This is a genomic window from Bacillus sp. FJAT-50079, assembly GCF_018343515.1.
GTDB lineage: Bacteria > Bacillota > Bacilli > Bacillales > Bacillaceae_C > Lederbergia.
The window spans coordinates 180,071-201,655 of the sequence record NZ_JAGYPD010000006.1 but is presented as its reverse complement, the minus strand read 5'-3'; the positions used below and the strand labels follow the sequence as shown (position 1 = coordinate 201,655).

The following is a 21,585-nucleotide window of genomic DNA, read 5'->3' as shown; positions in this document are numbered from 1 at the left end:
CATATGATCTATCTTAAAAGGATGTTTCGCCTTTTTCAAGATTATGAAACTTTATATGTTTGTTCATTTGCTTTCGTTGTCACATCTAAGCGATGAATGGCTCGTCTTGCCCGTTCGTTCGTTCTTTCCATCTCTGTTTTCATTGCCTGTTTTTCATTCCTCATTTTCTCCTCAAGCATGATTTCCATTTGCTCAAGTTGAACACGTATGAACTCTAGTTTCGCGAGAAGATCTTGTCGGGTCATTCTTTCCGCCTCCATCCAAATCTATAATATATGTCTAATTCTCGCTAACTTTCGATCTTCCTTCACGCCTGACAAAACTAGAAGCAATTCGGCAAACAAAGTTTTTATTTGCAGCTTCTCCTATTTGTATTCGACATTTCCATATATTAATATAAGAAAAGCACAAACGTTCTTTCAGAACTGTATTATTACAAACTGTGCCACCGGGATGTTGGTTTTCAAATCAGAATAAGCTAGATTCAAATAATCAAATATCAAAATGATTTCTTAAAAAATGGATACTTTCTGCTTTTCCTTTTGAAAAAGTGAAACTTTAAACAATGTTTATACGTCTTATGGTGATAGGCAACATCTGCCTCTCGTTCTAGCTATGGTATAATAAGGCAAGTGAGGTGGGATCATGATGGAGTTTCATTATCCGAATGGAAAAAAATACTCGCTGCAAACAAACAAAAATAAACAAGTGAAGGAATTAAAAAATGCTTCGTACGCAAAGCGAGGAATGACATTAGAGGAAGATATTAACGATACGAATCTATATTACTTATCGAGAGGCATGGCCGTCATCCATAAGAAACCGACCCCGATTCAAATTGTAAATGTCGATTATAAGCGCCGAAGCGCCGCCGTTATAAAGGAGGCCTATTTCCGCCAAGCATCAACAACCGATTTTAATGGAGTGTACAAAGGGAGATATATTGATTTTGAAGCAAAGGAAACAAAAAGCGATACGTCGTTTCCGCTCAAAAATTTCCATGTTCACCAAATCACTCATATGGACGATGTAGTCAAATGTGGTGGAATTGCCTTTGTCATCGTTAGATTTTCCAAGACTGAGGAAGTGTTTTTATTAGAATACGATTATTTGTCACAGTTTTGGGAACGGATGGGAAAAGGCGGAAGAAAGTCGATTACAAAAGAAGAGTTCATCAAATATGGATATGAGATCAAACTTGGCTACCAACCGCGAATTGATTATTTGAAAGTCATCAAAGATATCTATGCAATATGAAGGTTGTTCGATCTGGCGAATGGAACAGCTATTGTAATTTGCTTGAATGAAAGTGAGGAATGCTGCATATGGCAGAAAATCAACAAACACGTGAAGCACGGCGCAAACAAGCCGCGCAAAAAAGAAAAACATCGAAAAAACCGATGAAACTATTTAAGAAAATCATTTTATGGTTATTTATACTTGGAGTAGCAGGACTGTTATTTGGGGTTGGACTTTTCGCTTATTACGTAAAAGACGCACCAAAGCTCGATAAAACTGCATTAATCGATCCTGTCGCTTCGCAATTATTAGATAAGGATGGCAACCCATTTACAACACTTGGGACCGAAACAAGGGACTATGTTGACTACGAAGATATTCCTGAATCGGTTCGTGATGCCGTTTTAGCAACGGAAGATGTTCGCTTTTTTAAACATAGCGGAATTGATTTAAGAAGACTGACTGGGGCTGTACTCGCAAACGTAACACGCGGCTTCGGTTCTGAAGGAGCTTCAACCATCACCCAGCAAGTCATTAAAGGATCGTTTTTAACAAACGAAAAAACATTAAAAAGAAAAGCACAGGAAGCATGGCTTTCATTGCAATTAGAGAAAAATTATACGAAAAAGCAAATTTTCGAAATGTATGTGAACAAAATCAGTTATGCGAACGGAATTCATGGAATCGAAACAGCATCCAAGTATTATTTTGGTAAAGAATTGAGCGAGTTAGAATTGCAAGAGATTGCTGTCTTAGCAGGTCTGCCGCAAAGTCCTTACAATTATAATCCATATGAATTCCCTGAAAAAGCTGATAAACGAAAGAATATTGTATTATCATTAATGCATCAACATGGAAAAATTAGTAAAGAGCAAATGGAAACTGCGCAAAATGTTTCCATTACGGCAAGCTTAGTTGATGAGGAAGAAAATAAAAAGAATGCCTATAAGTATGACTCCTTTGTCGATCAAGTCATTAGAGAGGTTGAAGCTTTAGGCGACTATAATATTTTTGCGGATGGATTAACGGTGTATACGACACTTGATCCAAACGCGCAAGAATATGTAGAAAAAATGCTAGCTCCTACAGAAACAAATGAAATTATTGATTTCCCTGACGATGATATGCAAGCGGGAATCGTTTTACAAGATACAAAAACAGGGGAAATTCGCGCAATTGGCGGCAATCGATATCAAGATATTAAACGTGGAACAAATTTTGCCACAACACTTAGAGATCGCTCACCTGGATCAACGATCAAACCGATTTTGGATTATGCGCCAGCGATTGAGTATTTAAATTGGTCAACATATGAACAAATCGTTGATGAGCCGTACACATATTCAAACGGGACAGCAATTCGAAATTTTGATAAAGGTCATCTCGGACAGATGACAATGAGAGAAGCACTTTATCGTTCGCGGAATATTCCTGCCTTAAAGGCATTTCAAGCGGCTGGACTTGAAAAATCGAGAGAATTTGCGGCAAATCTTGGCCTTGAGTTTGATGAAAAGGAATTTTTCGAATCTGCTTCCATTGGAGGCATCACGAATGTATCCCCGATGAAATTAGCAGGAGCATATGCCACTTTCGGGAACAATGGCGTATATAACACACCACATACGGTGACAAAAATTGTTTTACGTGATGGTGAAACAGAAGTTAAAAACAAAATCGAGTCTAGAATCGCGATGAAGGATTCTACTGCATATATGATTACCGATATGCTTAAAGATGTTATTTCCAATAAATCTGGAGCAACAGGAAAATTAGCGATTATTCCTGGCCTACATGCTGCTGGTAAAACAGGAACATCGAACTATACGAACGAAGAGTTCACAAAATACAACTTAAGTGAAGGCGATGTTCCTGATTCTTGGTTCGCTGGCTATACGACAAATTATTCTACGGCTGTCTGGACCGGATATGCGCAAAGGAGTACACCGTTAAAAACTCCTAGAAACGGAAATGACCAATTAATCGCCCGCGAGCTTTACAAGCACTTAATGCAGTACGTTTCAGATGGTATTGAAACGCCAGACTTTACAATGCCGAATAGTGTTGTCAAAGCAGCGGTTGAAAAAGGATCTAATCCAGCTAAAAAGCCAAGTGAGTATACACCTGATAGCAATATCGTCTACGAGCTATTTGTTGCCGGAACAGAGCCGAAGGAAGTATCAAAAGCATTTGATAAGCTTGACCCGCCTTCTGTTCATGGAGAATATCATCAGGCGGAAAGCGAAGTGCTCTTTACATGGGATCATCCAGATAAAGACAAAAAGGAATTGCAGTTTAACGTCACGATAAAAACAGATGATGGCAATACACAAGATGTTGGCGTGATAGATGGATACAGTCATATCGTTCAAAATGTCCAACCAGGGGTCACCTATTCCATCGAAGTGGTTGCAATTGCAAATGACCAAGAAAGCACAGCGGGAACAGCGAGTGTGACGATCCCTAAGTTTGAAGAAAATGATGAGGATGAACAAGAGCAAGGAAATATAGAAGAACCGAATGGAAATGACAATGGTGGGTCCCCTCCCCCAGATGAAAATCAAAGCGAGGACAATGGCGAAGCTGGGGAAGATGACAATGGTTCAACAGAAAATCCCGACACTCCCGTAGGGCAAGAGCCGCCTCCGGCTAACCGAGAAAACGAGAATGGCAATAACAATTAATAAATAAAGCAACAGCAAAAAGGGGTATTCAAAAGTCAAACTTTTATTGACTTTTGAATACCCCCTTCTTTTTTATGCTCAGGTTGATTTCCATTTCCCCTTGATAGCCTATTCACTTCATTAATGTCAATCGTACTCTATCCGATTGCCCTTCTCCCTCAGAAAGTCTTCAATAAGGTCAATCGAAACACATTCGATCGACCCTCACCAGTTATAAACTCCCATTAAGGTCATTCGAAACATACTCGATTAACCCTCAACGGCAATAAATCCTCATTAAGATTAATCGAGCGTACGATGTTTAGCAATAGCCTACTTCCCTTTTAGACAGTCCCGTCCAAAAGTCTGAGGACTCCTTCTATTGTTGGTCTATGTTAATTTACGCTCCAATTCCTTTCATTTGATGGAGTTTTAGATCGCCCTCTCACTTTGATCGCTGCGTAATGTTTTTGTTGTTCTAACATTAATTCCTGCAATTGTTTAAATGCTTGATATGAAAAAGGACGATTGAGGATAAAGTCCAAGCGGTCAGGTAAATTATACGGTGTAATTTGCAGGAGCTTTATTTTCTTATGCAATTGATTTAATTGAACAGGTTGATGATTTGTCCAAAAAAGCAAACTAAGATAATGTGCGATTATCTTTTTCATCTCCGCTTCAGACACTTGTCGGCGTGCCTGAAATTGAGCTTGTAATGTTCGCTCGGCGGATGTCCATTCAATCATAATATCTTTTACAGACTTATCCGGGTCATTCCAAGGAAGGAACTTATCCTCATCTAATCCGCTATAATATTTCATTTCATAAGGGAAATATTGCTCAGTCTTATGAGCAAATAACGGATGATCTAATTCAGTTGGAATTGCGGAATGTTTACACATGTTCAATTGCTTGTTCCTTCTTTTTCATCCGCTTTTTTCCTTCACGACATACATCAAGCAACGGGCAACTTGGACATTGAGGATTTTGCGCTTTGCAATGATAACGTCCGAAGAAAATCATCCGATGATGGGTAACCGACCATTCCTCTTCTGGAACTTTCCGCATTAATGTCTTCTCTACTTCTAGTACACTATCTTTCCAACGACAAAATGCTAATCGCTTGCTCACCCTTTCAACATGCGTATCAACAGCAATTGCCGGCACATTATATGCAACGGACATAACGACATTCGCTGTTTTCCGGCCAACTCCAGGTAGCTTTTCTAATTCTTCCCTTTCCGATGGGACGACTCTTCCATAATCATCAATTAACATTTGGCATAATTTTTGGATGTTCTTTGCTTTATTTCTAAATAAACCAATCGAACGGATATCACTTTCAAGTTCACTTAATGATACCGCTAAATAATCTTCGGGTGTTTTATATTTTTCAAAAAGCTTCTCCGTCACACGATTGACGAGGGCATCTGTACATTGCGCAGAGAGCAAAACAGCTATTACTAATTCAAATGGGTTTGAATGGACTAATTCGCAATGTGCGTGAGGAAACATTTTCGCCATTTCATCTAAACAAAAACGAATTTGCTTTCGATTTAGCACGTATTTTCACCTTCCATTTTTTTATCATCCATCTACTGCTCTAACCAATTATAAAAAGGCACCGCATTGGAGCTTTGAACAGGCTTTTGATCTGGTTTGTTTGTTTTTTGGCGAAATTTCAGCGCTTGAACACGCGCTTGTTCCAATGTAACAATTCCATTTTTCTTCCATTCAAATAAAATTCGATCGATATAACGGAAGTTCAGTTTTCCTGACATGACCGATTCTCGTAAAGCCGCTTTTATTAATACAGGGTCATGTTTATCTTGATCAATCCACATCGCCATTGATTCACATTCCAGCGGCGATAGCGGCCTGCCAAATTCCTGTTCGAACAGCGTATATAAGTTCTGTTCTTCCATCAATGCCGTTTCTACATTTGCTTGTTTTTGTTCGCGTTCTATGTCATCGATAAGCTTTAGCCATAATGGAGCGAGTGAATACTTTTCAAACCCTACTCCATCCTTTGATTGATCCTCGATTTGTATAAAACCAGCTTGAACAAGCTTTCTTAACATCATCGCGCATTCCTCGCTTGTCATTGTCATTCTATGCGCCAATTGTTCAGGCGTTGGAAATTCATTGCCTTTTTCAGCGAAGGAAATGATGTGCAAAAGCAAGACGAGCTCTTTTTCATCTAAACCGATTTGTCGGTATTTATTCATGAGTAAATGAGGGATTTGAATGGTTCCGGCTTCGATCCACGCTAGCATTAATTGTTTGTCCATCTTTTCACCCCTTTTAAGTATACTTCTTCGATAGCAAAGCCACGCACGATAGGCGTACGTGGCTCTCTATTATGGATATAAACGATTTAATAGTCTTGGGAATGGGATTGTCTCCCTTACATGCTCAACACCTGAAATCCAGGCTACTGTCCGTTCTAGCCCTAAGCCAAATCCTGAGTGCGGGACAGATCCATATCGGGATAAGTCAAGATACCATTGATACGCTTCTAGTGGAAGCTTATGTTCTTCAATTTGCTGTTTCATCAGCTCGTAGTCGTGAATCCGCTCCGAGCCCCCGATGATCTCTCCATACCCTTCCGGAGCGATCATATCTGCGCAAAGTACGACATCATCACGGTCAGGTGCAGGTTGCATATAAAATGGCTTAATTTTCTTCGGATAATTCGTAATGAATACAGGCTTATCATAATGGTTGGCAATCGCTGTTTCATGTGGTGCACCGAAGTCATCGCCCCATTCAATATCATCAAATCCGTTTTCATGCAAGAACGTAATCGCATCGTCATACGTAATTCTTGGAAATGGAGCTATAATCTTTTCAAGCTTCGTCGTATCTCTTCCAAGTCGTTCTAATTCAAGTGAACAGTTTTTTAACACTGATTGAACAAGGTGTGCAACATATTGCTCTTGTACTTGCAAACTATCTTCATGGTTGTAAAAAGCCATTTCCGGCTCGATCATCCAAAACTCGATTAAATGGCGGCGAGTTTTCGATTTTTCCGCTCTAAAAGTTGGACCGAATGAAAATACTTTGCCAAGCGCCATTGCTGCTGCTTCCATATAAAGCTGCCCGCTCTGAGATAAAAAGGCATCTTCATCAAAATACTTCGTATGAAATAATTCGGTCGTTCCTTCTGGTGCGCTTCCCGTTAAAATCGGTGGGTCAATTTTAACGAATCCATTGTCATTAAAAAATTCATACGTAGCTCGAATGATTTCGTTTCTAATTTTCATGACCGCATGCTGTTTACGGGAACGAAGCCATAGATGGCGATGATCCATTAGGAATTCCGTTCCGTGTTCCTTTGGTGTAATCGGATAATCGACAGCTTCTTGAATAACCTCAATATTTGTTACTTGCATCTCATAACCAAAAGGTGAGCGATTATCTTCCTGAATCGTTCCTGTTACATAAACAGATGATTCTTGTGTAAGTGACTTCGCTTTTTGAAAAACAGCTTCATCCACTTCACTTTTGACAACAACCCCTTGAATAAACCCAGTCCCATCTCTTAATTGCAAAAAGGCAATTTTCCCACTTGATCGTTTATTCGCAAGCCAAGCACCGATTGTTACTTGCTTGCCTACAAATTTACTTACTTCAGAAATGGTCGTTTTCACTTTTACAACATCCCTTCAAATCAATCCATCTTACCATTATTATTGATCGTTTCTTTTCTTTTCGATATATGCGTGAATACGCTCGACAGCTTCCTCTAATAATTCTAGTGATGTCGCATAGGAGATTCGAATATTATCCGGCGCTCCAAAACCAGAACCTGGAACGACGGCAACAAGTGCTTCTTCAAGCAATCCAGTAACAAAATCATCAACATTGCGAAAACCGGCTAGCTGTGCTGCTTCCTTCACATTTGGGAAGAAATAAAATGCCCCTTGTGGCTTTAAGCAGCTCACACCAGGTATCGCAATTAATTTTTCATGAATCGTATGAAGTCTTTCTTCAAATGCTTTACGCATTTCTTCGACCGCATCTTGTGGGCCTTTGTATGCTTCTATCGCCCCATATTGGGAGGTCGTTGTCGGGTTTGATGTCGAGTGGCTAGCCAGGTCTGTCATCGCTGAGATGATTGTTTCATTGCCTACTGCATAACCAATTCTCCAACCTGTCATCGAATGCGATTTCGATACCCCATTAATGATCATTGTTACTTCTTTTAATTTTGTTGAGATTTCGGCAATCGAGACATGGGAATGTCCATCATACACTAGTTTTTCATATATTTCATCGGAAACGATTAGTAAATCATGCTTGAGGCATACTTCACCAATTGCTGCAAGCTCCTCTTTCGTATAAATCATTCCAGTTGGATTGCTTGGTGAATTGAGGATAATCGCTCTCGTTTTCTCAGTAATCGCAGCTTCAAGCTGTTCTGGTGTAATTTTAAATTGCAGCTCTTCTTTCCCTTCAACATAGACTGGTTTTCCACCAGCAAGCTTCACTTGTTCAGGATAGCTCACCCAATATGGCGTCGGAATGATCACTTCATCGCCTTCATTTAAAATTACTTGAAACAATGTATATAATACGTGCTTAGCTCCGATTCCTACCATCACTTCACTGTTTTTATATACAAGATTTTGATCTTTTTCTAACTTATTAATAATCGCTTTTTTTAATTCTGGCAATCCGCCAGATGGAGTATATTTTGTTTTCCCATCTTTCATTGATTGATAGGCGGCTTCAATAATATGTTCGGGGGTATTAAAATCTGGTTCACCTGCACCTAAACCAATAACATTTAAACCTTGCGCTTTTAATTCTTTCGCTTTCGCAGTAATCGCTAAAGTTGATGATGGTGTTAGTGCTGCTACTCGATTTGCTAATGTTACTTTCATGATAATCCCAGCCTTTTTATAAGTTTTCAATCGTTTTCCACCATTTACCCGTTTCAAAATCAATCAAATAATAATTTAAGTTTGATTTTTCATCTAAATAAGCTAACTCCCAAATGGGGGTTTCTCCCTCTAGTCCAAGCCTTGCAGCTAATAATTCATCTGGTTTTTGTTCCTGATAAAGCTTATGAATCGCTTCCTCCTCAGTAACACCCTCAGACATCTTTCTTGTTATGATCTTTTGCTTTTTATCCGCAGGAACCCATACGACGATTTCATTTCCATCGCTTTGTTTGCCAATGATCGTATATACCGTCGTGTTTCCATTATACAAATAAAATTTTTCTATCTCCGTTATTCCCGCCTCGTTCATTGCACGATTTTCAGCTGTTGTTTGAGCAGTTTTCATTGGTTCTCTTGCCTTTATATATACGACAACCGCAGTTGTAGAGAAAGCAATGACGAATAAAGAGATTACTACAATCCATTTTTTCATTTATATTCATCCTTTAAAGCCATTTATCTATTATTGATATAATCTCCTTTAACCCTCCGCGTTCAATGGGTATCTTCGGCAAGGATTGTAAAAAGGCTTTCCCGTAAGTTGTTGTATCGATTCGTCGATCGAGCACAATGACAACCCCTCGATCTGTTTCCGTTCGAATTAATCGGCCAAAGCCTTGTTTAAAACGGATAACAGCCTCAGGTAAGGAGGAAACAGAAAACGGGTTTTTACCTATTTTTTTTATTTCCTCAAACTTAGCCGCTGTAAGTGGATCTTGTGGTGAAGAAAATGGCAGCCTTACGATGACTAAACAAGCTAAATCTTTTCCGGGAATGTCTACTCCTTCCCAGAAACTGTTCGTTCCGAAAAGAATTGCCTTATCAAATTGCTGAAAGTTTTTCGTTAATCTCGTTCGGCTTCCCGCCGTAATACCTTGGGCAAGGAGTACAAATTCTTCAAGCAAGCCACTTTCTTTCACTAATTGATATGTTTTTCTTAACATGTCGTGTGATGTAAATAATACGAGCATTCGCCCTTCTGTCGCTTCAGCAATCGCCGCTAAATGACCGGCGACTGCTTCAATGAATTCATCATTATCCCCCGCTCGGATTTGCGGTAAATCCGTTGGAATTAATAATTTTGCCAGCTTTTCATAGGCGAAAGGAGAGCGGATTTGCATTTGTATAACCGCAGCCGATTCAAGATGCAATTGTTGTAAAAAATATTGAAAAGATTGATCAATCGTCATTGTTGCGGATGTCATCACAACACTCGCCTTTTTTGCAAAGAAATGATCTGATAATAAATCCCCAACATTGACGGGTTGTGAATATAAGCTAAGGCTGTTAGGCATCGTTCTCGCATCGCCTTCCACCCATACAACATCGTTAGTCGAAGCTTTAATCATTAATTCTTTCCAATTTTCACCAAGGCTATCCCATTCGAGCAAGAAGCTATTCATCTCTTCAATTAATGCCTTCTCCCTCGACTCTATCTTGCTTTGCTCTTTCATTTTTTGTAAACGTTCATGCAAACCATTGTAAATCTGCCGTTGGAGATCTAAAAGACGTTCGGCACACATTGTTAAAGCTGACCATAATCGATCCTCTTTGATTCTCTCGGTAATCCGAATTTGAAGCTTCACTGCTTGCTTCATGTGGTTCGTCTCTTTTACAATTAATCGGCTTAACAGCATAAAAAAGTCATCAATTTCAGCATCGAATTGCGATATATACTGATCAAGCTGCCCCGGGTAAATCGTCGTTTCCAGCCCTTTTTGTTGAATCATTTGTTCAAACCGGGAAAACATCTGGCGATTCTCAAGGGTTCCAAGTTTTCCTAATATATATTTTACAGAATGAAACTCGATTTTTTTCCCATAACTTTTCCTAGCTGCTTGAATGAAATTATGTGCCTCATCGACGATGATAAAATTCGCTTCTGGCAATAAGCCTTTTTCCTTCTCCATATCAACGAGCAGCATTGCATGATTCGTGATGACGATCTCGGCATGTAGGGCTAGCTTTCTTGCATGCATGTAAAAATCTCTAGAGATCCACGGGTCTTTTTCTTTTTGTAGAAACCATCCGTCATGTCTAATACGCTCTTTATATCTTTTCCCGCCACTGGAGAAATTCAATTCATCAATATCGCCGGTGTCTGTTTTTGTTAACCAAACAAGCAGCTGCATCTTTGTCATTACATGGTCATATACAGGATCGACCTCATTTAATGATTGTTCAAATTTTAATAAATTTAAATAATTATGTCTTCCTTTTAAGACCGTCGCTCGGAACGAAAATGGTACAATTTTCGACATTTTTTGGATTTCAGTGTTTAATTGATCTTGCATTTGCAATGTATATGTACTTATAATGATTGGTTCTTTTCGTTCCATTGCAAAATAGAGGGCGGGAAATAAATAACCTAATGATTTTCCAATTCCAGTCTCTGCTTCAATCAATGCATGCTTTTTCGTCGTAAAGGCTTCATACACGGCATTCATCATATCCATTTGACCGACACGCTTTTCATAGCCATTGACAACCGTTTGGATTAATTTTTCCTTGTCTTCATGATGTAGCGGAAAATTCGGATCACTCGTAACCTCTGCTTCTTCCGGAGTTTCTTTTTTCTTTAAAGCGATCCCACGGAACACCTCTAAATGCGGTGGCAGGTCCTCAATTTTTCTTCGTTTTTCTTTTATGATTTCATGAAGTAATATCGATATATCACTTTTTAGGTAAAAAGATAAATCCGCAAGTTTTTCTAATGTAACCAACGGTAATTGTTTTGCGTTCTCAATTAATAATCGTAATAATTCCGCTGTTGCTAATGCATCGCTATCTGCTCGATGAGGATGATCGTGAACAAACTCAAATTGCTCTGATAAATCAGCAAGCTTATAGCTTGGTAAATCAGGCATAATTATTTTCGTCAACTCAACGGTATCAATTGCTTCATCGACGGAAGTTAAAAATCCCGCAGATCGAAGCTCCCCTTGTAAAAAGCTTAAATCAAAAAGTACATTATGTGCAACAAATATCGAATCAGCTAAAAATGCCTTCACCTGATGAGCGATTTCAGAAAATGTCGGCGCATTTTCTACCATATGATCATTAATTCCTGTCAACTCTTCTATAAATGGCGGGATAGAAATCCCTGGATTTATAAAAGATGTATATTGATCGACTATTTTATTATTTTCTACGGCTACTGCTGAAATTTGGATGATTCGATCCCCTTTTTCAAACGAATTACCCGTAGTTTCCAAATCGACGACGACAAAGTTTCGCGACATCTCATCCACACCTTTAAAATACTCCTCGCAATTGTATCATAATATGATTACAACGGAAAAGAAGAAGCTATGTTAAGTTTACCGATTTTCACGCTTGCTAAAGGAATTATTCAAGAGATAGACCTTTTTTCGGATGTAAAATCGTTGCTTGTTTAATAATTTTATTCAGATAATAGCAAATAAACATAGTTACGTATATGTTTTGAAAAGGTTGGTGTGGCTGGGGGTGTTGATTTCCGTTCTGGCTCGCGGAAAGCGAAGTGCCTGGAGCGCAAATCAACATCCAAGTTAAACGCAGATGAGTAAAGTTGAAAAGAACTTCCAAGAAATTCAGTTTTTCCGACCTTTTTGGACAGCCCATAAAAAGAATTATTGTTGAGTAAACTTAAAAACAAGCTATGTTAAGATGAAAAATCCAGTCTGATTGACTGGATTTTTCCATTTATGCAAATACCGTTGCCTCCGGCTCATGTGAAATGATTTCCTCAATTTGATTATCTCTTCCCATTAAAGCGATTTTCGGCGTATGTGAAGCGAGTTGGTCCTCAGCAATGAGTGCGTAAGAAATAATAATAATAATATCTCCAGGTTGAACGAGACGGGCAGCCGCTCCATTTACACAAATGACCCCAGAGCCTCTTTCTCCTTCGATAATATACGTTTCAAAACGGGCACCATTGTTATTGTTAACGATTTGTACTTTTTCATTGGCCAGCATGCCAACTGCATCTAAGATATTTTTATCAATGGTAATGCTGCCAACATAATTTAAATTCGCTTCTGTAACAGTTGCTCTATGAATTTTTCCATTCATCATTGTCCGAAACATGTTATTTTTTGCCTCCTATGATCCAATCTCAACGATTACATTGTCAATCAGTCGTGCTTTAGAAAATGCGACGGCAATCGCAATGATTACTTTCCCATCTAATGTCGTCTTGTTTTGTAATTGCGGATATGATAATAATTCAACATAATCAATCATGCCATCCGTCCCATTGTGTATCTGTTCGCGAATGAGTCGTTTAATTACTTCCGGATTACGTTCACCGTCTTTTATCGCCTTTTCTGCCTTTTTCAAGCTTTTGTATAATTCTGGAGCTTGCCTACGCTCACTTTCACTTAAGTACACATTTCTAGAGCTGCGCGCTAATCCATCTGATTCTCTTACCGTTTCAACGCCGACCAATTTGACCGGTAAGTCGAATTCTTCAATCAATGCTTGGACAACCGCTACTTGTTGCGCATCCTTTAAGCCGAAATAAGCACGATCCGGCAAAGTGAGATTGAACAGTTTCATTAATACAGTCGCAACGCCATCAAAATGACCAGGTCTACTTTTTCCGCATAGGACGTCAACACGATCGTTGACACTTAAGCGAAACGATAATTCCTCACTATACATTTCCTCGCTTTGAGGCATAAATAGAAGATCTACCCCTGCTTCTTTTGCAAGCTGTTCATCTCGCTTTTGATCGCGCGGATATGATTCAAAATCTTCATTTGGCCCAAATTGGAGTGGGTTCACGAAAATACTCATAACCGTTATATCATTTTCTTGCACAGATTGTTTGACGAGCTCTAAATGTCCGTCATGTAAAAAGCCCATAGTCGGAACAAAACCAATCGTTTTGCCTGCGGTTTTTAATTGCTTTACATTTGCTTGAATCTCTGCTTTTGTTGTAATAATTTCCACGTTATTTTCCCCCGTATAATATCGCCAGCTCTTCTTCTTTCATCGTAAACGAATGCTTCTGTTCTGGAAATTGTCCACGTTTGACATCCTGAACATACGAATGAATCGCATTTACAGCAACGTCATTCATATCCGCATATTTTTTGACAAATTTCGCGACGCGCTCAACACCGTATGTGAGCAGATCATGATAGACGAGCACTTGACCATCAACCTCGGATCCGGCACCAATCCCAATCGTCGGAATCGAAATACGTGCGGAAACCTCCTGTGCTAGTTGCTTCGGAATACATTCAAGCACAAGCGCAAATGCTCCAGCCTCTTGACATTTAACCGCTTCTTCCACTAATAATTCGGCTGCTTCAGCTGTTTTTGCTTGAACTTTATAGCCGCCAAGCACTCCAGCTGTTTGGGGTGTAAGACCGAGATGAGCCATAACAGGAACACCAGCGGCAGTTAATTTTTCAATGAGAGGAATAACATCTCCTCCCCCTTCCACTTTCACTGCATGTGCTCCCCCCTCTTGCATAAGGGCAGCCGCCGCTTTCATCGCCTCTTCCACGCTTATATGATAAGTCATAAATGGAAGATCGGCGACGATAAATGTGTTAGTAGCTCCTCGTTTTACCGCCTTCGTATGATGAATCATGTCCGCTAATGTGACGGGAACGGTTGATTCATAGCCAAGGACAACCATCCCTAGGGAATCTCCAACTAAAATCATGTCTACATTTGCCTGCTCCGCCAGCTTCGCTCCAGGAAAATCATAAGCCGTAACCATGGCGATTTTTTCCCCATTGTATTTCATCATTTCAAAATCTGTCGTTTGTTTCAAATCACACATCCCCTTTTTCATATTCAGAGGACGAAGATGATTGAGCGATCATAAAAAAAGTCCATGCCAAATAGGCAAAGGACTTTTCGTTTCTTTTCACTCATTTCGGCCCTCTGTCCTAGTCCGTAATGGATCAAGGCAGATAAAATACGTTAAATTGTCATGAATCAAGGTGCAGCTCATTTCGATACCGCCCACTTCGTATTATAACAAAATTCCTGCCTATTGACTACGACTTGATCTCAATATCAGCGGAATAAATATGATGGATTTGTCCATCTTCCCCTTCGATTTTTAACACTCCTTCTTCTGTGATCCCCACTGCTTTTCCGGTGATTTCAGAAGTAAGGGTTTTAGCTACGATCGTTTTACCAATGCTTACCGCATAACTTTCCCAGAGAAGCTTTAACGGAGCGAATCCCTTTTCTACATACAACTGATAATATTTTTCGAAATTTTTCAATACATTTTGTACGAGCACAGCCCTTGCAACTTGCTCTCCTTTCTCGATTGCAAGTGAAGTCGCAATCTCCTTTACTTCCTCGGGAAAATCCGCTTTCGCATGATTCACATTCATTCCAATCCCAATGATTAAATAATGAATATGATCCGCCTCACCTTGAAGTTCGGTTAAAATCCCGGTTATTTTCTTCCCATTCAGTAAAATATCATTTGGCCATTTAATTTCCGGTTCCAATCCAGTTGTTTCTTCAATTGCTTTCACAACCGCAATCGCAGTTATGAGTGTAAACTGGGGAGCTTGTTGAAGATGAAGTTTGGGTCGGACGATAAAACTCATCCAAACGCCCTTTTTCTTTAATGAATGCCATGGACGGGACATCCTTCCTCTTCCACTTGTCTGCTCTTCAGCAATGACGACGGTTCCTTCTGGTGCACCTTTTTCTGCTAACTGATGTGCTTTCACTTGCGTTGAATCAATCTTGTCAAAATGATAAATATGCCGACCAAAACATTCGGTTGTTAAGCCGAAAAGAATTTCATTTTCCGTCATTTGGTCGGGCAATTCAATGATTCGATAGCCTTTTTTTCTGACTGCCTCTAATTCAAAACCGGATTTCCGCAATTCTTCAATATGCTTCCAGATCGCTGTTCGCGAACAACCGATCATTTCAGCCAGTGCTTGTCCAGATAAAAATTGACCGTTTGCATTCGAGAGAGCGGCGATCAATTGTTGTTTAATCGAAGGCGCCATTTTCTCTCCACCTCCTAATTGCTTGCTTTTCGTTTTTCACTTCATTGGAAACGACGGCCCGCTCAATGCTTTCAAGCTCTGCGCTTACCCACGGCCCCGCAGGCTTATTCGTCCATTCAAGCAAATCCTTACCTGTAATAGCTAGCTCTGATTTTGATGTAATTAGGAGTTCATCAAACGCTTTTGTTAGTTGTGCTTCAATTTGATGCTCGTCTTGATGCTCGTCTTTTTTGATCAAAGCTGTGTAAACTTTTTCGACTGTCAGGGCAGCCGTTAATCCAGCACGGTATAATGTATATGGCGCCCATTCTGCCTCTAATCGTTTCTGTAAATTGGCTAAGCAGTGAAGAAGATAGTTGATTTTTTTCGTCGGCAGTCTCCATCTTTTTAATGCATCTTTTGGATCCGCAGGATTTTCTTTATGTAAAATAAGCAGCCACATTTCTACTTCTGATAAATGCTGTAATGGCAAGGTAAGGATCGAGTGAATTGTTTTGCGTTGAAATAAAGACGGTAAATAGGCTGATAAATGGCGATCAATTAACTTTAACGCCTCAATCTTATAATCTCCGTCTAATAATTTAATCATTTCCGCAGTAATCCGCTCAATTGCAATTTTGTTTAATAATGGTGCATATGTTGCAATCGCCTTTTCCGTTTCAAGATTAAGCAAAAAACCGAGCTGGCTAACAAAACGAACGGCCCGCATTAACCTCAATGCATCTTCATTAAATCGTTCTGCAGGCTCACCAACCGTTACAATCCTCTTTTCCATTAATGCTTTCTTTCCGTGAAACGGATCGATAATGTTCATACTTTTATCCATTGCCATTGCATTCATTGTAAAATCTCTCCGTTTTAAATCTTCATGCAATGAACGAATAAATTCGACCGAACTCGGTCTTCTGAAGTCAATATAATCGGATTCTGCTCGATACGTTGTAACTTCAAATCCTGTCCCATTTTCGATGACAAGAATCGTTCCATGTTCAATGCCAATATCGACGGTCGCCCTAAATATTGCTTTTATTTCTTCTGGGGTTGCTGACGTGGCAATATCAACATCATGAATCGGACGATCAAGCAACCAATCTCTTACACATCCACCGACAAAAAACGCTTCAAAGCCATGATTCTCTATTCTCTCAATGAGTGGAATCGCTTTTTCAAATAGTTGCTTCATAACATCACCCTTGTCTATCAGTTAGCTTTATATAAAATCTTGTTAATTTCCGCTCTAGGTGGACGTTTTTTCCAAGTGAAGTTCGGCGAACAGATTGTTGAAAAGCCATCGCCACACGATGTGGCGACTTCCTTTAAAAACCTCCTGCGAGCTTTGGCGTAGACTGCTAACCCCGCAGGACATCGGATTAACTTCTCCAAACCCGCCACCGCGCCAAGGAATTACAACGCATTTCTCGGAAAATCGCCATCTTCTGCAACAATCAACGTTATCAGCTTAAAATCAAGTTTATTTGAGCGTATCCGTTAAAAGAGAATAATATAACTGTTCATATTGAGAAACGATGGCCTCTGAGCGAAATTGTTTTTCTGGCGTTGCTAATGCATTTAGTGAAAACTCGCTAAATAGTTGTTGATTTTGCAATAATTGGATCGCCTTTGCAGCAATCCCTTCAATATCACCTAATTCACAAACATAGCCATTCACACCGTCTTCAATTACTTCTGGAATGCCACCAATATTCGTACCGATACAAGGAACACCACATGCCATCGCTTCAAGCGCAACCAAACCGAAGCTTTCTTTTTCAGACAACAAAAGCATAAGATCACTTATCGAATACACTTCTTCAAGATGATCTTGCCTCCCAAGAAAAATCACTTTATGTTCAATATCTAATTGTTGGACGAGTTTATACAAACTCGTTTTTTCTGGACCATCTCCAACAAGTAATAGCTTTGCTTCTATTTGCTTCGCAATTTGTGCAAACGCTAGTACAACATCACGCACACGTTTGACAGGTCTAAAATTTGATACGTGAATGAGCACTTTCTCATGAGGAGAAATGCCATATGCCGTTTTTAAATGATCCGCATCGACTTTTTTATAAATTCGTTCATCAATAAAATTATGAATCACTTCGAGCTCTTTCTTCGGATCAATCAATTCCATCGTTTCCTTTACAAGAGCTTCAGATACGGCCGTGACACAATCTGATTTTTCAATTCCATATTTGATCGCTTCAACAAGGGTTGAATCATAGCCTAATACCGTAATATCGGTTCCGTGCAAGGTTGTAACAATTTTCACATCTGTTCCAGCCATCTGTTTGGCAAGAATCGCACAAATCGCATGTGGAACGGCATAGTGAACGTGTAAAATATCAAGTTGTTCGCGTTTGATCACTTCAGCCATTTTACTCGCCAATGCAATATCATATGGAGCATATTGAAATACTGAATATTGATTCACATTTACTTGATGGAAAAAAATATTAGGATGCATAATATTTAAACGAAACGGTAGGTTGGATGTAATAAAATGAATTTCATGCCCTCGCTCCGCTAACATTTTCCCTAATTCAGTCGCAATTACACCGGACCCTCCAACGGTCGGGTAACAGGTTATGCCAATTTTCAATTTCATACGTCATCACCAAAAATATCATCATTTATAAGCATAGGGCCATTTACTTTAAACCCTTCTGCATAGAGGACCCCTGCCTCCTTGCCAAACACTCGCTCCCTTGCGATGACCGTCTCAATATATCCGTCAGTTAATGGCGTTTGTACACCTTGATCTTGAAATATAAATTGAGATTCATATGCTGCTAAGGCGGATTTTTTCTGTTCAATAAATGTGGATATATTAATTAGAAAATCAGGCTTTGAAAAGCCATTAATCATATAATAATATAAGCCTCGAGCTTTATGAGGCGGTAAGCCACCGTCGTATTTCCTAATTCCTGCTGAAAAAAAAGCTTCTCTAATTAAATTCGCACAATTGCTATGATCTGGATGGCGATCTTCAAAATAAGGAGCAAATACTAGTGTAGGCTTATACGTTCGAATCACCGTTGTAATTTGCCGGATATATTCGTCGGTCATAAATAAACCGCGATCAGGCATTTGCAAATTAATCCGCTCTTGTATGCCAAGCACAGATGCCGCCAATGCGGCTTCTTCTTTTCTTTTTTTCACATTGCCATTTGATGACAATTCCGCTTCTGTTAGTTCACAAATAACGATTTTTTTGCCGGCAGACGACCATTTCGCCAATGCCCCCGCCATTCCAATCTCAACATCATCTGCATGTGCACCAAACGCGAGAATGTCAATCTGTTCTTGCTCCATCATTTCCCCGTCCTTTAATCAATAATATGCTCTAAGCCGTATACAAGCGTTGTTAATGACATAACGGTTTCTACGGATACTTTTACACCAGACATAAACGAAGCACGGTTAAATGAATCATGACGAATCGTTAATAATTGTCCATCTGCTCCGAACATTACTTGCTGATGAGCAACTAAACCTGGAAGACGCACACTATGAACACGCATTCCATCATAATCTGCCCCTCTTGCTCCTTGCATCATTTCTTTTTCATCCGTATGACCTTGCTTTTTTTCTTGACGATTGACAGCAATCATTTCCGCCGTTTTTACGGCCGTTCCGGATGGTGCATCCAATTTTTGGTCGTGATGCATTTCAATGATTTCCACATCATGAAAATATTTTGCCGCCATTTCAGAAAACTTCATCATTAAAATCGCACCAATCGCAAAGTTAGGAGCAATAATACAGCCGATCCCTTTTTCCTCTGCAAGCTGTTTCAATTCTTCAAGCTGCTCCTTCGTAAATCCAGTCGTGCCAACAACAGGGCGTACCCCGTATTGCAAAGCTGTTTTAGTATGTACATACCCCGTTTCTGGTACGGTTAAATCAACGAGCACGTCCGCTTCTACTTGCTGGAAGCACTGTTCAACATTTGTAAAAATCGGAACATTTATATTGGTAAAGCCTTCTATATCTCCTAAACTCATTCCATCATTTTTTCGATCCAATACAGCGACCAATTCAAATTGTGACGCGCTTTCGATCATTTTCACTGCTTCATAGCCCATTCTCCCGCGTGGTCCAGCAACGACTATTTTAATTTTCTTTTCCATTTTGATCTTCCCCTTCTTTTCTTGTCCATCTATTTTTATCGCGAGTAGCAAATTTGTGCATGACACGATCATGTGCTGATTGTAAATCGATTCCTAGAGAATTCGCAAGACAAATCGTCACAAATAAAACATCGCCGATTTCCTCTTCGATTGTTTTCTCCGTTTCGGTTGTTTTTTTCGGTTTTTCCCCATAATAATGGTTAATTTCTCGAGCAAGCTCGCCCATTTCTTCTGTCAATCTCGCCATCATCGCGAGTGGGCTAAAATAACCTTCTTTAAATTGGCTAATATACTCATCCACTTCATTTTGTAATTGTTGAACCGTTTTTTGTTCAGACATATGCACTCACCTTCCTCTTTCATGTTAGCGAATTCCTTTTTTTTATACAAATGATTTTACTTATAGCGCACCATTTGCCTCGGTTCGAGTGAAATGCTTATAATAAGAAAAACATAAGCCTCTATTTAGGACGCATGTCCAATTGCGGAATATGAGCTCGCGAAAGCCTTGATTACGGTATTCTTAAGTGCAAGCGAAAAAGCGAAGACGCAATTATTCTTGTAAAATAATTATGCACAATTATTCTTTTAATGGAGATGAGAAAATGATGTTTGGTTTAAAGGTGAAAAATATCTTTTTCATTTTACTCGGCGCCGCCATTTTTTCCTTTGGAATCGTACATTTTAATATGCAAAACAACTTGGCTGAAGGTGGATTCACTGGGATTACATTGTTGCTTTATTTTTTGTTTAATGTGGATCCTTCCATCTCAAACTTACTATTAAATATTCCCCTTTTCCTCATCGGCTGGAAATTACTCGGGAAAAAAGCCTTTACTTATACGATTATAGGGACGATCAGCGTATCTATTTTTTTATTCATTTTTCAACGCTTTCAAATTTCTATTCCCCTTGAAGGAGATTTATTTTTAGCTGCCCTCTTTGCTGGTGTTTTTATCGGTATTGGCCTCGGCATTACGTTTCGTTACGGAGGCACAACCGGAGGAGTAGATATTATCGCCCGGCTTTTACATAAATATAAAGGAATTAGTATGGGAAGAACGATGTTTATCTTTGATGCCGTTGTTATTACTGTATCACTGCTCACTTATTTAAACCATAGGCAAGCGATGTATACGCTCGTAGCCGTCTTTGTCGGAGCACGAGTCATTGATTTTATGCAAGAGGGGGCATATGCTGCACGTGGCGCCCTGATTATTTCCGAAGTACACCATCAAGAAATCGCTGATGCGATTATGGATAAAATGAACCGTGGCGTAACCATTTTAAACGGAAAAGGTTCGTATTCAAAAAAAGAAAAAGAAATACTTTACTGTGTTGTTGGCAGAACTGAAATCGTTTATTTGAAAAAAATCATCCATGCGATCGATCCTCATGCATTTGTTTCCGTCGTTGTCGTTCACGATGTAATCGGTGAAGGATTTACCCTCGATGAAAATAAAAATCCGTATGATGCATGAGATGGACTCGTTCTTAAAACAATGGTGATTTTATCAGCTTGCCAGAAACTAAAAGACAGATTTTTGACTTTTTAAATCTTTTGTTCGAAGCACAATTCTGTTGGAATTTCCTAGTCATTTGTTTCTTTAAGAGTTTT

Annotated in this window: 20 protein-coding genes; 3 read left to right on the top strand and 17 right to left on the bottom strand. The window is 39.4% G+C overall.

Annotation, left to right across the window (positions count from 1 at the left end):
- Window positions 1-41: 41 nt before the first annotated feature.
- Window positions 42-245: a hypothetical protein gene (locus KHA95_RS17175; protein ID WP_213138787.1), complete on the bottom strand. Its 204-nt coding sequence runs from the start codon at window positions 243-245 to the stop codon at window positions 42-44.
- Between the two features lie 403 nt (window positions 246-648).
- Between KHA95_RS17175 and recU the strand changes: the two genes are divergently transcribed.
- Together recU and KHA95_RS17165 are read left to right on the top strand one after the other, a co-directional pair.
- Window positions 649-1,257, top strand: coding sequence for a Holliday junction resolvase RecU (recU, locus tag KHA95_RS17170; protein WP_213138786.1), 609 nt, complete (start codon window positions 649-651; stop codon window positions 1,255-1,257).
- 68 nt (window positions 1,258-1,325) lie between these two features.
- The gene (locus tag KHA95_RS17165) at window positions 1,326-3,920 is read left to right on the top strand and encodes a penicillin-binding protein 1A (protein ID WP_213138785.1); all 2,595 of its coding nucleotides are present in this window, start codon (window positions 1,326-1,328) and stop codon (window positions 3,918-3,920) included.
- A 374-nt stretch (window positions 3,921-4,294) separates the two neighbouring features.
- On the opposite strand, the gene KHA95_RS17160 is transcribed toward KHA95_RS17165, so the two are convergent.
- The 16 genes from KHA95_RS17160 to KHA95_RS17085 form a co-directional block, all read right to left on the bottom strand.
- Window positions 4,295-4,801: a YpoC family protein gene (locus tag KHA95_RS17160; RefSeq protein ID WP_349305501.1), complete on the bottom strand. Its 507-nt coding sequence runs from the start codon at window positions 4,799-4,801 to the stop codon at window positions 4,295-4,297.
- On the bottom strand, window positions 4,794-5,462 hold the full coding sequence (nth, locus tag KHA95_RS17155) for an endonuclease III (RefSeq protein WP_213138783.1): 669 nt from the start codon (window positions 5,460-5,462) through the stop codon (window positions 4,794-4,796). The genes KHA95_RS17160 and nth overlap by 8 nt, the downstream gene beginning before the upstream one ends.
- Before the next feature lie 32 nt (window positions 5,463-5,494).
- Window positions 5,495-6,190: a DnaD domain-containing protein gene (locus KHA95_RS17150; RefSeq protein ID WP_213138782.1), complete on the bottom strand. Its 696-nt coding sequence runs from the start codon at window positions 6,188-6,190 to the stop codon at window positions 5,495-5,497.
- A 69-nt stretch (window positions 6,191-6,259) separates the two neighbouring features.
- The gene (gene asnS, locus KHA95_RS17145; protein ID WP_213138781.1) at window positions 6,260-7,552 is read right to left on the bottom strand and encodes an asparagine--tRNA ligase; all 1,293 of its coding nucleotides are present in this window, start codon (window positions 7,550-7,552) and stop codon (window positions 6,260-6,262) included.
- Between the two features lie 39 nt (window positions 7,553-7,591).
- Window positions 7,592-8,788, bottom strand: coding sequence for a pyridoxal phosphate-dependent aminotransferase (locus KHA95_RS17140; RefSeq protein ID WP_213138997.1), 1,197 nt, complete (start codon window positions 8,786-8,788; stop codon window positions 7,592-7,594).
- A gap of 16 nt (window positions 8,789-8,804) precedes the next feature.
- A complete protein-coding gene (locus KHA95_RS17135; protein ID WP_213138780.1) occupies window positions 8,805-9,281 on the bottom strand; it encodes a cell wall elongation regulator TseB-like domain-containing protein in 477 nt (158 codons plus the stop codon).
- Between the two features lie 13 nt (window positions 9,282-9,294).
- Window positions 9,295-12,090 (bottom strand): ATP-dependent DNA helicase DinG, encoded by a 2,796-nt coding sequence (dinG, locus tag KHA95_RS17130; RefSeq protein ID WP_213138779.1) that lies wholly within the window; start codon window positions 12,088-12,090, stop codon window positions 9,295-9,297.
- 442 nt (window positions 12,091-12,532) lie between these two features.
- Window positions 12,533-12,919, bottom strand: a complete 387-nt coding sequence (gene panD, locus KHA95_RS17125) for an aspartate 1-decarboxylase (protein ID WP_213138778.1) — start codon at window positions 12,917-12,919, stop codon at window positions 12,533-12,535.
- Between the two features lie 15 nt (window positions 12,920-12,934).
- Window positions 12,935-13,786 carry a pantoate--beta-alanine ligase gene (gene panC / locus KHA95_RS17120; RefSeq protein WP_213138777.1) on the bottom strand — a complete coding sequence of 284 codons (852 nt, stop codon included), beginning with the start codon at window positions 13,784-13,786 and terminating at the stop codon, window positions 12,935-12,937.
- A 1-nt stretch (window position 13,787) separates the two neighbouring features.
- Entirely contained in the window at window positions 13,788-14,621 is an 834-nt protein-coding gene (gene panB / locus KHA95_RS17115) for a 3-methyl-2-oxobutanoate hydroxymethyltransferase (RefSeq protein WP_213138776.1), read from the bottom strand.
- A 229-nt stretch (window positions 14,622-14,850) separates the two neighbouring features.
- Window positions 14,851-15,834, bottom strand: a complete 984-nt coding sequence (locus KHA95_RS17110) for a biotin--[acetyl-CoA-carboxylase] ligase (protein ID WP_213138775.1) — start codon at window positions 15,832-15,834, stop codon at window positions 14,851-14,853.
- Entirely contained in the window at window positions 15,818-17,017 is a 1,200-nt protein-coding gene (locus KHA95_RS17105; RefSeq protein WP_213138774.1) for a CCA tRNA nucleotidyltransferase, read from the bottom strand. Before KHA95_RS17105 ends, KHA95_RS17110 begins: the two co-directional genes overlap by 17 nt.
- A 288-nt stretch (window positions 17,018-17,305) precedes the next feature.
- Window positions 17,306-18,442, bottom strand: coding sequence for an N-acetyl-alpha-D-glucosaminyl L-malate synthase BshA (bshA, locus tag KHA95_RS17100; RefSeq protein ID WP_213138773.1), 1,137 nt, complete (start codon window positions 18,440-18,442; stop codon window positions 17,306-17,308).
- On the bottom strand, window positions 18,439-19,149 hold the full coding sequence (gene bshB1, locus KHA95_RS17095) for a bacillithiol biosynthesis deacetylase BshB1 (protein ID WP_213138772.1): 711 nt from the start codon (window positions 19,147-19,149) through the stop codon (window positions 18,439-18,441). The genes bshA and bshB1 overlap by 4 nt, the downstream gene beginning before the upstream one ends.
- A gap of 14 nt (window positions 19,150-19,163) precedes the next feature.
- A complete protein-coding gene (gene dapB / locus KHA95_RS17090) occupies window positions 19,164-19,967 on the bottom strand; it encodes a 4-hydroxy-tetrahydrodipicolinate reductase (protein WP_213138771.1) in 804 nt (267 codons plus the stop codon).
- Entirely contained in the window at window positions 19,951-20,307 is a 357-nt protein-coding gene (locus KHA95_RS17085) for a nucleotide pyrophosphohydrolase (RefSeq protein ID WP_213138770.1), read from the bottom strand. The genes dapB and KHA95_RS17085 overlap by 17 nt, the downstream gene beginning before the upstream one ends.
- A 265-nt stretch (window positions 20,308-20,572) precedes the next feature.
- Between KHA95_RS17085 and KHA95_RS17080 the strand changes: the two genes are divergently transcribed.
- Complete coding sequence (locus KHA95_RS17080; protein WP_213138769.1) at window positions 20,573-21,448, top strand: YitT family protein; 876 nt, start codon at window positions 20,573-20,575, stop codon at window positions 21,446-21,448.
- Window positions 21,449-21,585: the final 137 nt, after the last annotated feature.

What these genes read in the sequence shown, in the direction of transcription:
- KHA95_RS17110 (WP_213138775.1), bottom strand. Translation starts at nt 15,834, where the DNA reads ATGGCGCCTTCGATTAAACAACAATTGATCGCCGCTCTCTCGAATGCA.
- KHA95_RS17105 (WP_213138774.1), bottom strand. Translation starts at nt 17,017, where the DNA reads ATGAAGCAACTATTTGAAAAAGCGATTCCACTCATTGAGAGAATAGAG.
- KHA95_RS17150 (WP_213138782.1), bottom strand. Translation starts at nt 6,190, where the DNA reads ATGGACAAACAATTAATGCTAGCGTGGATCGAAGCCGGAACCATTCAA.
- KHA95_RS17140 (WP_213138997.1), bottom strand. Translation starts at nt 8,788, where the DNA reads ATGAAAGTAACATTAGCAAATCGAGTAGCAGCACTAACACCATCATCA.
- KHA95_RS17135 (WP_213138780.1), bottom strand. Translation starts at nt 9,281, where the DNA reads ATGAAAAAATGGATTGTAGTAATCTCTTTATTCGTCATTGCTTTCTCT.
- KHA95_RS17160 (WP_349305501.1), bottom strand. Translation starts at nt 4,801, where the DNA reads ATGTGTAAACATTCCGCAATTCCAACTGAATTAGATCATCCGTTATTT.
- KHA95_RS17080 (WP_213138769.1), top strand. Translation starts at nt 20,573, where the DNA reads ATGATGTTTGGTTTAAAGGTGAAAAATATCTTTTTCATTTTACTCGGC.
- KHA95_RS17085 (WP_213138770.1), bottom strand. Translation starts at nt 20,307, where the DNA reads ATGTCTGAACAAAAAACGGTTCAACAATTACAAAATGAAGTGGATGAG.
- KHA95_RS17175 (WP_213138787.1), bottom strand. Translation starts at nt 245, where the DNA reads ATGACCCGACAAGATCTTCTCGCGAAACTAGAGTTCATACGTGTTCAA.
- recU (WP_213138786.1), top strand. Translation starts at nt 649, where the DNA reads ATGGAGTTTCATTATCCGAATGGAAAAAAATACTCGCTGCAAACAAAC.
- dinG (WP_213138779.1), bottom strand. Translation starts at nt 12,090, where the DNA reads ATGTCGCGAAACTTTGTCGTCGTCGATTTGGAAACTACGGGTAATTCG.
- panD (WP_213138778.1), bottom strand. Translation starts at nt 12,919, where the DNA reads ATGTTTCGGACAATGATGAATGGAAAAATTCATAGAGCAACTGTTACA.
- dapB (WP_213138771.1), bottom strand. Translation starts at nt 19,967, where the DNA reads ATGGAAAAGAAAATTAAAATAGTCGTTGCTGGACCACGCGGGAGAATG.
- bshB1 (WP_213138772.1), bottom strand. Translation starts at nt 19,149, where the DNA reads ATGGAGCAAGAACAGATTGACATTCTCGCGTTTGGTGCACATGCAGAT.
- KHA95_RS17165 (WP_213138785.1), top strand. Translation starts at nt 1,326, where the DNA reads ATGGCAGAAAATCAACAAACACGTGAAGCACGGCGCAAACAAGCCGCG.
- bshA (WP_213138773.1), bottom strand. Translation starts at nt 18,442, where the DNA reads ATGAAATTGAAAATTGGCATAACCTGTTACCCGACCGTTGGAGGGTCC.